Raw genomic sequence first — 14,165 nt, 5'->3', positions numbered from 1 at the left:
CCCCTAAACTTAGAAATTCTATTTATACTTCTCCCCTCTAAAACAAGAGGTCTAATTGTTTTTAAACAAGATTTCAAAGATACGATCTTTTATCGTACTATCTTCTGGCAGCGCCTCGATAAAGTCTAATGGAAAATATAATTTGTGATCGGTACGTTTTTTTCCAGAAATAGACTCCACGATATCTGATTGTCTGGATAACTCCCTCAAATCATTATTTGGCATTAATAAATGAATTGGTAGTCGCTCTTCTTCTTCTCCAGGTCGGTAAAAATCGTATGGTAGATCCGATGAGGAGTCGACTACTAAGTAATACTCTGGATCAATGCCCGCATCTCTAAATAAGCTATAAAGTTCCATCCATTCTTGTAATTGCAAGTTAGGATTAAATTCAATGTACTTAAATAAATGGCGGTTCGTAAATCGTTCACAAAGGTCCCTTAAAATCTCGTCTTTTTCATCTGCCCACATTTGAAAGTAATATAATACCACCGGCTCGTCCAAACGTAAATAGGCTTCTAGTTTCACTTCACCCTCAAAAAAGGATAGAAAGTGTGTCGGTTGTAAGGAAAAGTTATAATTATTTTGATATAAATATTTTGCACGGTGTAAGATTTTTGACAAAATTACTTCTGCACTTCTTGTAACAGGATGAAAATAGACTTGCCAGTACATTTGATAACGACTCATAATGTAATCTTCTACGGCATGCATGCCAGATTCTTTAATCACCACTTGATCATCAAGCGGACGCATTACCCGTAGGATTCGTTCCATGTCAAAATGACCATAGCTAACGCCTGTAAAATAGGCATCGCGTTGGAGGTAATCCATACGATCTGCATCGATTTGGCTTGAAATTAAACTTACGACAAGCTTGTCCTCGTAAGTTTTATTAATAACATCCGCCACTTTTTGCGGGAAGTCTTCACTTACCTTTAACAAAATCTGATTAACATGCGTGTTACCAAGTACAATTTTTCTAGTAAAATCTTCATGGTCTAGCTTAAACACCTTTTCAAATGAATGGGAAAAGGGACCGTGACCAAGATCGTGTAAGAGTGCTGCACATAAGCATAATAATCTTTCTTCACGGTTCCAACTTGGACGACCATCAAAATTGAGCAAAATTCTACGAACAATTTCATAGACACCAAGCGAGTGATTAAAACGACTATGCTCTGCGCCATGAAATGTTAAGTATGTTGTTCCTAGCTGTTTAATTCGACGTAATCGTTGAAATTCTGGTGTACCAATCAAATCCCAAATTACTTGGTCCTTGACGTGTACATAGCGATGAACGGGATCCTTAAACACTTTTTCTTCATCTAATTGTTCATGTTTATAAGACATCTTTTGATCCTTCCTATGTATAATTCTATCAAAACGCGTTCGATACGAACTACCCATTTGCGAACTATTTTCGTCATGTTGATTACACCCATTATATAATAGTTTGGCCCGAATCGAAATGCATTGTGCGGTATCTTTTTTGAAAATCATGGAGAATTTTGGTGGATGTTGTTAGGTAGCGCTTTTCTTCAGTATCTGACATGTTGGAAATATTATTTCATGGGTAGACCAAATATTAACACAACGTTTTGTTGTGATCTTTGCTATAATGTTACAAGCTAAGTAAGTGAAGGAGTAATTTTTAATGGAAAATTGGAAAGATCATTTTCGTTCTTCTCCCATTCGATATATTGACCATAGTGATGTGAATAGCCTACCATCCGCAATGGCATCCTTTGCGGTTGATGATGCACTCGCAATTTCTGTTGGTAACGGCACATCTTCCCCTACCGTACGCCTTTGGGTTCATGATCGTACCATTGTGCTCGGAATTCCTGACGCTAGGCTCCCTTTTGTGGCAGAAGGGATCGGTTGGTTGCAGACCAACGGCTATCGGACAGTCGTACGTAATTCAGGTGGACTTGCAGTTGTTCTTGATACAGGCGTCTTAAATGTATCGTTAATTTTACCTGATGTGAAGAAACTTGGCATTCATGAAGGCTACCAAGCGATGGTGGATTTCACCAAATATATATTTCGGGATCTAACTGATAAAATCGAGGCGTTTGAAGTAACGGGATCCTATTGTCCAGGAGAATACGATTTAAGTATAAACGGCAAAAAATTTGCAGGGATCTCACAGCGCCGTGTCAAAAACGGATCTGCGATTCAAATTTATTTGTGTGTAGAAGGCGATGGTAGTGAACGTGCTGCATTGATTCGAGCGTTTTATAAACGTGGGCTTCAAGGAGAAAAAGGTCGATTTGATTATCCGACCATTGAGCCTGAAACGATGAAATCGCTCGCCGAATTACTTTCCATCCCGCTTACCATGGAAGAGGTAAAGTCCCGTATCTTTAAAGGAATTGCCAATATTTCTCCTGGTGTTGTGGAAAATGATCTGCAAGAAATAGAGTTGGAGGATTTTCAAAAACGAATGGAACAAATGATTGATCGAAATGAAAAAGCACTTGGCGACCTTGCTTGAGGTTGCCTAGTGCTTTAATTATAGATAGTCGTTGTTTTATGAGTATGTTTCTATAAACTCTGTTTGGAATTAGCATTATAACGCCGTTCCGGCAGAATACTTCGCTTTCCGCGGGCACGGCCTCAGCCTCCTCGTGGAAGGGCACCACTGCGGGGTCTTCACCTCGCGCTGTTCCCGCAGGAGTCTCCGTATTCTGCCTCCACTGTATTATGCTTTCTGTCAATGATTCTTTTAGACTTCATTTTGCAACCATTTTAACAGATATCATGAAACATAAAAACATTGCGAGATGTAAATATGGAGAATGTAATTACACTACTAGATAATGCTTGCATCATAATTTTGAAGCAGTTATTAGCGGATCGAGTGAAATTGGCGACACTCCTGCAAGAGGAATCTGAACTTAGAAAAAGCCGGGTCTTGGGATTTTTCGTGATTCCTCCTCGGAAAGGGAGCCATTTTCACTCGAGGAGCGGGTGGGAAATTACGTCGCATTTTCCATCAACATACTATAGATCATCCTACAGTGATAAATTAATTAACAACCATCTTATCAATCCGGAATGCTTCTAACAGAGTCCAATTGATTTGATAACCAATACCCGGCTCTTCAGGTAGAATCACTTGTCCATTGTCCACTGTTACTTCAGGTGTGATGATGTCACTTGCCCAATAGTTTGCAGATGCTGCTGTATCACCCGGGAGTGTAAACTGTGGTAAGGTTGCAATCGCCAAGCTATGTGCTCTGCCAACCCCCGCCTCTAACATACCACCACACCAAACTGGTATATCGTGTTTGGCACAAAGGTCATGGATTTTTTTCGCCTCGGTTATGCCCCCAACACGCCCAGGTTTAATACTGATGATTTTGCAACTTCCTAGTGCAATGGCAGTTTTGGCATCGGAATATGTGTGGATGCTCTCATCTAAACAGATTGGTGTATTTAACTCTTTTTGAAGTGTTGCATGGTCTATAAAATCATCGTGTTGAAGCGGTTGTTCAATCATCATTAAATCTAACTCATCCAATTTTTTTAAATGTTCCAAGTCTGCTAATGTGTAAGCAGAATTTGCATCTGCCATGATCGGTAAGGTTGGAAATTGCTTACGAACCTCTCTTAATACTTCTAGATCATGCCCTGGTTTAATTTTTAGTTTTACACGCTTATATCCTTGTTGTGTGTATTGTTCAATAAGCTCAAGTAGCTCGGTCGTGGATGATTGGATGCCAATAGCAACACCAACATCAACTGCTTTCTTTGTACCGCCGATCGCTTCAGAAAGGGATATTCCCTCTCGCTTGGCATAAAGATCCCAAACAGCACCTTCTAGCGCTGCCTTTGCCATATTATTTCTGCGGATGACTTTGAATCGTCCGGACACTTCATCCGGGTGTTCAATTGGCGATTCCATAAGAAGTGGAATTAAGAAGTCTTCCATCACATGCCAATTCGTCTCGACCGTTTCTTCGGTGTACCACGGGCTAGGAAAGGCAACTGTTTCTCCATACCCGCTATTCCCTTCTTTGTCGATCACTTCTACAATAAAAAAGTCTTTTTGTTGAAAGGTACCTAGGTTCGTTTCAAACGGTTGTTTTAATAGCATTAACATTCGGTGTAGAATTACTTGCTTCACATTGATTGCTGTCATCGTAAACTCCTTCCATGATGTCCCTATATTTTACATCATAAAGGATTAACAGAAGAGAAGGAAATTTTCTAGTTATTAATAAGTGCGTTTTTCAGCAGTAAGACATATCGGATAATCTAATTCTCTTCGGCTCTAATATTGATAAGTACTGCATTATTTATTTTTGAAATAAAACGTTATCCCAAATAAAGTTATATAAAACAGTGACATGCATAATGAAAATACATCATAGCTAAGATCGATTAAAAAATTTAATCCAAATAGAGGAATGATAAAGATGAAAAAAGCAGGATATTGTATAGATGTTACGACATCAACTATGACGTGAACACCCATAACCTGTTCTACTTTAGCCAAAACAAATACAATTACCCCCGATAATGCTCCTATCAGAGAAAAATGCAACATTTGCTTACTACCTCTCTTGGTAGCCAATAGTAAAAGTATCATAAGTAATGTGCTTGTAATTAAATGACTGAAAGGCATATGTAAGTCTGGGTGCTTTATTGCCGGCATAAGGTTGATTGAAAATGCGATGACATACGAGGCGATGAGTAATAATAAGAATTTCACAAGAACTCCCCCTATTTTTCCATAACGACTCATTTTGTGTAATTTTACACCATTTGAAATATATGTCAAATAACTTTCTACAGAATTGGACTATCTGCATATACATTTCAACGTCATTTGTTCAATAACTAATTATCCTGCTTTTACCTGACCAGGTTTAATACAATTTGCATAAAAACATGGTAATACTTATAATAAAAGTAATACTAAATTATAAGTAAGAGGTGAGAGGTTATATGGAACTAGTCAGCGGTAAAATGACAAGCAAAGGGCAGATTACAATACCTAAAGAACTAAGGGATAAGTTAGGTTTAAGTGAAGGTGATCAATTTAGATTTCTTCTTGAAAATGATGAAGTTAAAATCTTACCGATCAAGAAAAAAATGTTAAGTCAAGCAATAGGCAGAATTGTCTCTGAAGAAGAAATTGACCTTGATAAAATGAGAAAAGTTGCTCAGCAAGAAGCGTCTGAACACCTTTTAACTGAGGACATTGATCATGAATAGATTTCTAGTAGATACAAATGTACTTATTCGATTATTAGTAAAAGATGATCCAATCAAATTTAACACAATATTGAAACTTGTTGAAAAGGTTGAAAAAAATGAATTAACCTTAGTAATTCCAACCGTCGTTATTGCTGAATGTTGCTGGCTACTAAAGTCTTTTTATAAATTAGATAAACAAAGAATAGCGGCGTATTTATTAGATGTAATTCTGTCTGAGAATGTTGAAGTAGAGGAAAAGTACGTCATTCAAGCGCTAAAAACATATGCAGATAAAAATGTTGATTTTGCAGATGCATTAATCGCTAGCAAATCCAGTAGTAAACTAGCCGTGCTAACTTGGGATAAGAAAGATTTCAGGAAATTGGAATGCGAATATTACATCCCAGAAGAATTAATATAAGTAATATCCATCGGGATAAAAAACAAGACGCCCTGATCAAAATCCAAGCGCCTTGTTTATTATTCACACAAACTTCTATTCAGCTCAATTTTTACAACGATTGTGCCGCTGTAATCATTGCTAATTTATAAACATCTTCTGAGTTACATCCTCTTGAAAGGTCGTTTACTGGTCGATTTAGACCTTGCAGGATTGGACCAACTGCGTCAAAATTACCTAAACGTTGGGCGATCTTGTAACCAATGTTGCCTGCTTCTAGTCCAGGGAAAACAAATACGTTCGCATCCCCTTTGATAACAGAATCTGGCGCTTTCTTTTCCGCTACAGATGGCACAAATGCTGCGTCAAATTGGAATTCACCGTCTAAGACAAGATTTGGATTTTGTTCTTTTGCAATTGCAACAGCGTTTGATACCTTTTCTGTTTCTTCTGATTGTGCAGACCCTTTAGTTGAAAAACTAAGCATCGCAACGCGTGGTTCAATATCAAATAAACCTGCAGTTTCTGCACTAGCCAAAGCAATTTCAGCTAGGTCTTGGCTATTTGGTGAGATGTTAATCGCACAATCCGCAAATACGTATTTTTCATCGCCACGAACCATGATAAACACACCAGAAGTTTTCTTAATACCAGGTTTTGTTTTAATAATTTGCAAAGCAGGGCGTACTGTTTCTGCAGTAGAATGTACTGCACCACTTACTAAACCATCTGCTTTATTCATATATACAAGCATCGTTCCGAAATAATTTTCATCTAATAAAAGTTTTCGTGCATCTTCTTCTGTTACTTTTCCTTTACGACGTTCCACAAAGCTTGCGACCATTTCGTCCATTCCATCGTATTTATTTGGATCCATAATCTCTGTGTTTACAATATCCACGCCAAATTCTCTTGCCTTCTGTTGTACTTTTTCTTCATCTCCGACTAGTACAGGTACTAAAACACCCTCTGCACCTAGTTGGCTTGCAGCTGTTAAAATTCTTTCATCTAGACCTTCAGGAAACACAATACGTCTAGCATTGTCTTTTAATTTCCCTTTTATTTTGTCAAATAAATCACTCATGTTTAACCCTCCAAAACTAATTCTGTACTATATATTACGCCTTTTTGTGTTTGATTAAAAGTAATAGGTGTACTTTTCCATCAGATTTTCTTTTTTCTCGGTGTATTTGTTCAAGTATTTGTCAATATCGTTACAATTATTTACATATCTATGTTTTTTCTAGGGCGCGTCTGATTATGTTGGATTATGGAATCCTTCCGTATGATTATATTTCCCCAATTATGTTATATTAAAAACAAATGAGACAATAAGGAGAGATACATATGGTAGCAGAAGCAGTAGAAACCATGGATGGTTGGTATTGTTTACATGACTTAAGACAAATCGACTGGACATCATGGAAACTCGCACCAGTGGAAGAACGTGAAGCAGCGTTAGCCGAATTTCAAGCGTTATTAGCAAAATGGGATGAAGTAGAACAAAGTAGAAATGGAAGCCATGCCGTCTATTCCATTTTAGGACATAAAGCTGATTTTATTATGATGATTCTTCGTCCAACGATGAAGGAATTAGAGGAAGTGGAGCTTGCATTTAGTAAATCTAAGTTAGCAGAATTCACGACACCTGCTTATTCCTATGTGTCTGTGGTCGAGCTATCTAAATATATGACGAAAGAAGGAGAAGATCCTGAACAAAATCCAGAAGTTCAAGCACGCTTAAAACCACGCCTTCCAAAGTGGGAGCATATTTGTTTTTATCCTATGGACAAGCGTCGTTCTGGAAATGATAACTGGTACTCACTTCCGATGGAGGACCGCAAGAAGTTAATGTATGAGCACGGTATGACTGGCAGAAAATACGCTGGAAGAATCCGTCAGATTATCACAGGATCCATGGGATTTGATGATTGGGAATGGAGCGTTACGTTATTTGCACACGATTCACTTGATATTAAAAAGTTAGTATATGAAATGCGTTTTGATGAAGTAAGTGCAAGATACGGCGAGTTCGGTGCCTTTTATGTAGGTAATTTATTAGATCGCGATGCAATTCCAGCGTATTTGCATGTGTAAATAGGATTGAAAGGCTTATGGATGACTTATCTATAAGCCTTTTTTCTTTCAAATAAGATCTCTGGCAGCCGCTTAGAAATCTAAGAAGATTTTGGCGGCTATGAGATCCGTTATTTGCTTAAAATCAAGGATTAAATATCTTTAGCGGTTACCAGATACCTTATTTGACCAAATTCCACTGATCTTAATGGCATTTTGTTAAAATAGCGTACTGTATAGCCGCTCAGATTCAATACCAGTCTAAAACAACAAAATAAGGTACCTCATAACCGTTTGCAATCCCATTCACTAAAGCGTAGTTTATATAACCTCATCCATTAAACCCCGAAAAACATTTACAAACTTCCATGTCTACTTCGTCTACTCCAACATACATTTGTACAGAGTGATTCCGTTATTAGTCTCCAAGGTCTCAAATTCCTTATCTAATCCACCCGAAACAGAACAAGTACAACATCTTCAAAAAAATTGGACATTTTAATCATCCTTTGTACTATTCCTGCATACGTATAGGTATTAGAGTATGTGCGCTTTAGGCATCTATACTTCAATGTTTTGCTTCAAAGAGAGGTGACTAAATGGCAGTTGTTAAACATACGGATGAGGATGTGAAACTGCTAGCACGGTTAATGCGGGCAGAAGCGGAGGGGGACGGTCAGCTTGGCATGTTAATGGTAGGGAATACTGGTGTAAATCGTGTTCGATCTGATTGTTTAGATTTTACCAAACTAAAAAGCATCCGAGATATGGTTTATCAAAGCCCTGGCGGATTTGAAGCTACGCAAAAGGGTTACTTTTACCAGAGGGCAAGACAACAAGATATTGATCTTGCAAGAAAAGTAATTAACGGTGAACGACACCATCCTGCATCAAACGCTCTATGGTTCTTTATGCCATCGGGCAGTTGTCCAGCCCAGTGGTATGATCAGTGGAATTCGGGTCGTTTTAAGTCACATTGCTTTTATACACCCACGCAGTCTGATTGTCCACAAGTGTTTTAAGGTTGGTAGGGAATATGGAATGAACCATTGTTTCTTCCACCTTACTAGTAACATAGATTGTTTCATACTTAGAAGGGAGAGGTATTCAAGATGAGTAATGAAGAGAATCGTCAAATGCCTGAAGGGTACTATCCAAACTATAATCCGGGTGCTGCCGCTACCCCAGGTGCAAACATAGCGCAAGGGCAAGGGGTGCCAGGATATCAAGCACCTAGCGGATATGGCAGTCCTTATTATCCTCAAATGCCTACAGCTCCACAAATGCCAATGGCACAGCCTTATCCAACACAAAACCCGATGTCTAATGTGCCAGGGATGCTCCCAGTTGAGGAGTCTTACATCGAAAACATATTAAGGCTTAACAAAGGGAAAATTGCTACCGTTTATATGACATTTGAGAACAATGAGCGATGGAATGCTAAAGTATTTAAAGGTGTTATAGAAGCTGCTGGTCGTGACCATATCATATTGAGTGATCCTGAGTCTGGTAGACGCTACGTTCTGTTGATGGTGTATTTAGATTATATTACTTTTGATGAGGAACTTAATTATGAATACCCATACGGAGCACCTGGTTTAGCAGCATATCCTCCAAGATAGGTTAAAAAACCCTTGCGCAAGTGTGCAAGGGTTCTTTTTCCACATTTTTAAACTAGAGGAGGGAAGCAATGAGACATCCATATAAAAAATTCGCACAACTACAATTACTGACCTTGTTTATTAGTCTATTCATTGGAACGATCGCCTTCATACAAGGAAGTGTTTTCTTAGCATTGCTCTCCATTATCACATTATCCTTGAGCTTCCTTTTCGAAGGTATTGTAGCAATGAAAAAGGATCACACACTTCTTTTTGGCCAGCAATTACTTCGAGCCATTATTATTATCTTATGCGCCGGTTTTATCTATTTTTATTAACATCAGACGGTTAACCGACAAATTTAACGATTGCATAACCTAGCAGAATCCATCCAATTAAAAATGCAACACCACCAAATGGCGTAATCATCGCAAAGACCTTTACTGATGTTGTGGCATATATATAAAGGCTGCCCGAAAAAAGAATGATACCCGCAAAGAAGAACCATCCTGCAGTAACAAAGGACGTTCCCTCATACTTTGTTAATAAGAAACCTACTAAAAACAAAGCAATGGTGTGGAACATCTGATAGTTTACTGCTTTCTCCCATGTTTTTATTGCTTTTTCTGTTATTTTACCTTCTAAACCATGTGCACCAAACGCACCTAAAGCAACCGCTAAAAACCCGTTAAGCACGCCCAGTAATAACAATATTTTCACGCGTGTTTCCTCCTGTCCTTAAAAATCAAATATAGAATCTCCATTTGCTTCTTCATCATCGATCTTTCTCGTTGGTGGTGTTGTGTTTGGTTGAGATTGGCCTAAATTCCCCATCATTTTTTTCAATTCTAGTTGATCGATGGAGGGTTTCGGTTCCGTCGTTCCGGTTGATTCCGGTTCTGAATCTAAAATTAAATCACACAACAAACGAACGGCACGAACATGTTCGCGGACGACATTTGTCTGTCCACTTTTGTTAAGCGCTTCTTGCAGCTCATTCATCATTTTCGTTAGTACAGTTTGATCTGAAATTGCCAAAGTGAATCCTCCTAACGGTTAAATAGTATTTAGATTATGTCTAATGCATTTAAGAAAATGATCGCAATTAAGATTGGTGCTATATAACGAACAAGTACTAACCACACATTACGAAGGGGTGATGTGGTTAAATCCGTTGCTTCAAATGCTTCTTCTTTTGTAAAGTACCAGCCAATAAAGATCGCCATTACTAGACCACCAATTGGCAGGAATATGTTTGATGCAATATAGTCCATCGAGTCTAAAATATTTCGATCTCCAATCGGTGTTACACCACTCCATATACCAAAACCTAAGGAAACAAAAACACCCAGAACGAACATCACACTACCCGTTACAATTGTAGCAACCCTTCTGCTCCAAGAACAAACGCGCATAAAATACGCTACCGGTACTTCTAACAGGGAAATAGAAGATGATACCGCCGCTAAACATAGCGCTAAAAAGAACAGAATCGCAACGATGCTTCCAAATGGCATCTGTTCAAAAATACTTGGTAGCGTAATAAATACTAATGGTGGTCCTGAAGCTGGTTCAATTCCAAAAGCAAATACAGCAGGGAAAATAACAATTCCCGATATGACGGCGAATAAGGTATCCATTAACCCTATGCCAACCGTAGCTCCCGGCAACTTATGCTCTTTTGATAAATAGCTTCCATATGTCATCATCGTACCAACACCCAAGCTTAGCGAGAAGAATGCTTGTCCAAGTGCAGCTATATAGACAAAAGGATCGGATAACACCGACCAATCTGGCTTAAATAAAAAGGCTAACCCTTCCATTGCGCCATCCAGCGTAACACTATAACCTGCTAATACTAATAGTAAGATCGCAAGGATCGGCATGAAAATCTTATTTGCTAATTCAATTCCTTTTTTAATTCCTATTAATACGATCACCATTGTAATGACCATAAATAAACCATGCCAGAATAACGGCTCATACGTGGTTGAGGTGAACTGCCCAAATGCAGCTCCGTATCCTCCTTCAGGTTCTACAAATAATTGCCCTGTCAGGTAATTCCATAAATAATAAAAGGCCCAACCTGCTACTACACTATAGAATCCTAAGATTAAGAATGCACCACCAATACCTAAAAACCCAACCATATACCAAGGCTTCTTCGGCGCTAGCTTTTGGTAGGACCCTACTACATCACTTTGTGCTTTACGTCCTATACTAACTTCAGTTAGCAAGAGCGGTACACCAATGATTAAAACACTCAATAGGTAAATAATTAAAAACGCACCACCACCATTTTCTCCTGCGACATAGGAAAAGCGCCAGATATTGCCTAAACCTACTGCTGAACCCATGGCCGCTAACATAAAGCCTAATCTCGATGCCCAATTTTCTCTTTGCAAAACGATAACTCCCTTCACTTTCCTCATTCAAATTAATCCATTTCACCATATCAACCTTGTGAAATTGACTCATATAAAAGAAAAATAATTGCCTTTATTAATCTCCTATTTTACACAAAAAGATGCTAAGATGATAGTTATTGATGGAACGGAATAACATCTTATGCTACGTTTAAATAGTAGACACCTTGTAGGGAGCGTGTACATATGGAAACTTGGTTTAGTAGATCCATTGATCAACCCTTTGTTGCTTTTTCTTTCATGCACTTTACGATGTTAGCCATCTTTATCTTAGGTATTGTACTTATTACGCTATTACATAAAAAACAACTAATAAAACCTCGGGGATTAGAGGTAATTCGTTGGACATTGCTTGCCGTATTGCTTCTTTCTGAACTAAGTTATCAATTTTGGGCCATTACTAATGAAACGTGGAGTATAAGAGACCGCGCGCCACTCCACCTTTGCGGAATTGCTTCTTTTACCGCCATGCTAGCGTTAATTTTTAAAAAAGAGAAGCTTATTCAACTCTGCTTTTTTATCGGTATCATTCCCGCAACCTTAGCATTAGTCACACCTGACATTCCACATGATTACCAACATTTTCGTTTTTGGAAATTCTTTATCCATCATATAGCAATCGTTTGGACTAGCATCTTCCTTGTTCTTACGACAAAGACTAGCATTCACTTACGTTCATTTATATATGCTTACGGATTTCTAGTCTTCTATGCAATCATAATTGGATTCTTCGTCAATCCTGTCATAAACTCCAATTTTTTATATCTGGCAAATACACCTGCCGCGAGTACACCACTTGCCTTTTTCGGTACTGGTTTTTGGTATTATATTAACCTTGGGATTGTAGCGAACATCGTGTTTTTCATTCAGTATTTAGCTTTTCGATATTGGAATAGTAGGAAAGGATGAGGAGTTTATTACATCTACGTTCTTGGCATTGATTTAACCTTCCTTGGATTGGGTCTTTCGGGGATATGCGCCGTTTTGTCTCGATCTATGTGCCCTATACCTCAACGCGCCCAATCAAGTCTGAAATTCGGGCAAACAAAAAAGCCTTGGAGCTCTTTATCCTAGCCAAGACTTACTTCTATTAAGTAATTGAATTTATTATGCATTTATTTTAATTTCATCTTGGTGTTCTTGGTACAACCAAACTAAAAATTCTCTTTCATCTTCTTGCAGTGTTCGATTTAATTGTTCTTCTACGCTTTCGACTAAATTCGAAAAGTTATTCATTCCAAGAATCCCCCCTCAATATGAAAACGATACCAATACCCGTATTTATATTGTATAGTTTTATCCAAAATTATTCAATACATTTTAATTTAAAAAGTTTGTGTATATAGTTAAACCGCTCACTCTCCCCCTTTTTTCATCACTAGTTTGTTTTGTTAAGTTTATGTAAATGATTTCAATCGTTCTATTTTTCGCTCTACTTTATCACCCTTACCCACTAATTTGGAACCTTAAACATGTATATGCAATTTTTTCGTTTTTATGTATGATTGAAATTTGATAAAGTATAATTCAGGGAAATGAACGTTATGAGAGGGGGTTATGAAGAAATGGAAGCTGCAATAAATCATGGTCTCATTCAGATTGATGATCATAGTCAGATTAAATCGATCACGAACGTATCCGGAGGTGACATAAATCAAGCATTCCAAGTCATCACTGATAAAAGAACCTATTTCATAAAAGGAAACCATGGTGTTTCGAGTGATTTTTTCCGAAAAGAAGTCCAAGGTTTAACCTTAATGAGAGAAACGAATACAGTCGGTGTTCCTGAAGTCTTTTATTATGATCAACCTACAGATCATGAAGATGGCGTACTCATTATGGAGTGGGTGGAAGGAGTAAATTCACCCCAAACTTTGTCTCATTTAGGACGGGACCTTGCGCACATGCATCTCCATACAAGTGAGCACTACGGGTTTCATGAAGATACATACGTTGGCACTTTAACCCAACCAAATGATTTGTATTCAAACTGGCTAACGTATTACCGCGAGAAGCGATTGGTGACACAGTTTACCTATGCGATAGAACGCGGGCGCATGCCGAAGCAACGTCGGGAACACATGGAAAAACTATTGGACAGACTAGAGAAGTGGATTGAGCCACACCCGCGTGCTTCTTTACTGCACGGTGACTTATGGAGCGGAAATTGGTTAGCTGGACCAGACGGAAAAGGATATCTCATTGATCCCTCCATTTCATATGGTGATCACGCGTTTGAATTAGCATTTACGGAGCTATTCGGTGGTTTTTCCACTTCGTTTTATGATGCGTATCAAGAAGTATTCCCGCTTCCTGCTAACTATGAAGACGTTAAGCCGTTATATCAATTATATTATCTGCTAATCCATTTGAATATTTTTGGAGAGACTTACGGCGGTTCTGTTGACCAGATTGTAAACCGCTATGGCTCTTAGAACAGCATAAGTAAGG

At 38.3% G+C, this 14,165-nt stretch carries 17 protein-coding genes; 9 read left to right on the top strand and 8 right to left on the bottom strand.

Translation table 11 applies throughout. The features are described from left to right. Positions 1 to 51 precede the first annotated feature (51 nt). A complete protein-coding gene (locus NYQ66_RS21220; protein ID WP_259872440.1) occupies positions 52 to 1,353 on the bottom strand; it encodes an HD domain-containing protein in 1,302 nt (433 codons plus the stop codon). 304 nt (positions 1,354 to 1,657) lie between these two features. Here NYQ66_RS21220 and NYQ66_RS21215 point away from each other — a divergent pair, with 304 nt between their 5' ends. Continuing rightward, on the top strand, positions 1,658 to 2,500 hold the full coding sequence (locus NYQ66_RS21215) for a lipoate--protein ligase family protein (protein WP_259872439.1): 843 nt from the start codon (positions 1,658 to 1,660) through the stop codon (positions 2,498 to 2,500). Between the two features lie 534 nt (positions 2,501 to 3,034). Here NYQ66_RS21215 and menC read toward each other — a convergent pair. Further along, a complete protein-coding gene (gene menC, locus NYQ66_RS21210) occupies positions 3,035 to 4,150 on the bottom strand; it encodes an o-succinylbenzoate synthase (RefSeq protein ID WP_259872438.1) in 1,116 nt (371 codons plus the stop codon). 153 nt (positions 4,151 to 4,303) lie between these two features. After that, complete coding sequence (locus NYQ66_RS21205; RefSeq protein ID WP_259872437.1) at positions 4,304 to 4,723, bottom strand: hypothetical protein; 420 nt, start codon at positions 4,721 to 4,723, stop codon at positions 4,304 to 4,306. Between the two features lie 236 nt (positions 4,724 to 4,959). On the opposite strand from NYQ66_RS21205, the gene NYQ66_RS21200 reads away from it, so the two are divergent. Together NYQ66_RS21200 and NYQ66_RS21195 are read left to right on the top strand one after the other, a co-directional pair. After that, positions 4,960 to 5,229 (top strand): AbrB/MazE/SpoVT family DNA-binding domain-containing protein, encoded by a 270-nt coding sequence (locus NYQ66_RS21200; protein ID WP_259872436.1) that lies wholly within the window; start codon positions 4,960 to 4,962, stop codon positions 5,227 to 5,229. Continuing rightward, a complete protein-coding gene (locus NYQ66_RS21195) occupies positions 5,222 to 5,632 on the top strand; it encodes a PIN domain-containing protein (RefSeq protein ID WP_259872435.1) in 411 nt (136 codons plus the stop codon). Before NYQ66_RS21200 ends, NYQ66_RS21195 begins: the two co-directional genes overlap by 8 nt. A 91-nt stretch (positions 5,633 to 5,723) precedes the next feature. On the opposite strand, the gene pta is transcribed toward NYQ66_RS21195, so the two are convergent. After that, positions 5,724 to 6,695 carry a phosphate acetyltransferase gene (pta, locus tag NYQ66_RS21190; RefSeq protein WP_259872434.1) on the bottom strand — a complete coding sequence of 324 codons (972 nt, stop codon included), beginning with the start codon at positions 6,693 to 6,695 and terminating at the stop codon, positions 5,724 to 5,726. Between the two features lie 263 nt (positions 6,696 to 6,958). Between pta and hemQ the strand changes: the two genes are divergently transcribed. The 4 genes from hemQ to NYQ66_RS21170 all read left to right on the top strand — a co-directional run bounded on the left by hemQ (position 6,959) and on the right by NYQ66_RS21170 (position 9,626). Beyond that, positions 6,959 to 7,708: a hydrogen peroxide-dependent heme synthase gene (gene hemQ, locus NYQ66_RS21185; protein ID WP_259872433.1), complete on the top strand. Its 750-nt coding sequence runs from the start codon at positions 6,959 to 6,961 to the stop codon at positions 7,706 to 7,708. Between the two features lie 578 nt (positions 7,709 to 8,286). Further along, complete coding sequence (locus NYQ66_RS21180; RefSeq protein ID WP_259872431.1) at positions 8,287 to 8,709, top strand: cell wall hydrolase; 423 nt, start codon at positions 8,287 to 8,289, stop codon at positions 8,707 to 8,709. A gap of 90 nt (positions 8,710 to 8,799) precedes the next feature. Then, positions 8,800 to 9,309, top strand: a complete 510-nt coding sequence (gene gerQ / locus NYQ66_RS21175; protein ID WP_259872429.1) for a spore coat protein GerQ — start codon at positions 8,800 to 8,802, stop codon at positions 9,307 to 9,309. Positions 9,310 to 9,377: 68 nt separating this feature from the next. Continuing rightward, complete coding sequence (locus tag NYQ66_RS21170; protein ID WP_259872427.1) at positions 9,378 to 9,626, top strand: hypothetical protein; 249 nt, start codon at positions 9,378 to 9,380, stop codon at positions 9,624 to 9,626. A gap of 10 nt (positions 9,627 to 9,636) precedes the next feature. On the opposite strand, the gene NYQ66_RS21165 is transcribed toward NYQ66_RS21170, so the two are convergent. The 3 genes from NYQ66_RS21165 to NYQ66_RS21155 are packed head-to-tail and all read right to left on the bottom strand — an operon-like array spanning position 9,637 to position 11,720. Then, a complete protein-coding gene (locus tag NYQ66_RS21165; protein ID WP_259872425.1) occupies positions 9,637 to 10,008 on the bottom strand; it encodes a DUF423 domain-containing protein in 372 nt (123 codons plus the stop codon). 18 nt (positions 10,009 to 10,026) lie between these two features. After that, a complete protein-coding gene (locus NYQ66_RS21160) occupies positions 10,027 to 10,326 on the bottom strand; it encodes a YwdI family protein (protein ID WP_259872423.1) in 300 nt (99 codons plus the stop codon). Between the two features lie 29 nt (positions 10,327 to 10,355). Further along, entirely contained in the window at positions 10,356 to 11,720 is a 1,365-nt protein-coding gene (locus tag NYQ66_RS21155; RefSeq protein ID WP_259872421.1) for a sodium-dependent transporter, read from the bottom strand. A 180-nt stretch (positions 11,721 to 11,900) separates the two neighbouring features. Here NYQ66_RS21155 and NYQ66_RS21150 point away from each other — a divergent pair, with 180 nt between their 5' ends. Next, a complete protein-coding gene (locus NYQ66_RS21150) occupies positions 11,901 to 12,623 on the top strand; it encodes a YwaF family protein (RefSeq protein ID WP_259872420.1) in 723 nt (240 codons plus the stop codon). A 198-nt stretch (positions 12,624 to 12,821) separates the two neighbouring features. Here NYQ66_RS21150 and NYQ66_RS21145 read toward each other — a convergent pair whose 3' ends face one another. Then, positions 12,822 to 12,950, bottom strand: a complete 129-nt coding sequence (locus NYQ66_RS21145; protein ID WP_259872417.1) for a hypothetical protein — start codon at positions 12,948 to 12,950, stop codon at positions 12,822 to 12,824. Between the two features lie 329 nt (positions 12,951 to 13,279). On the opposite strand from NYQ66_RS21145, the gene NYQ66_RS21140 reads away from it, so the two are divergent. After that, positions 13,280 to 14,149, top strand: coding sequence for a fructosamine kinase family protein (locus tag NYQ66_RS21140; RefSeq protein WP_259872415.1), 870 nt, complete (start codon positions 13,280 to 13,282; stop codon positions 14,147 to 14,149). The last annotated feature ends 16 nt before the right edge of the window (positions 14,150 to 14,165 follow it).

It is taken from the genome of Aquibacillus koreensis, from assembly GCF_025154055.1.
Classification (GTDB): Bacteria; Bacillota; Bacilli; order Bacillales; family Amphibacillaceae; genus Aquibacillus_C; species Aquibacillus_C koreensis.
Note: the sequence above shows the minus strand (reverse complement) of the source record. Positions and strands in the feature narration are given on the sequence as shown.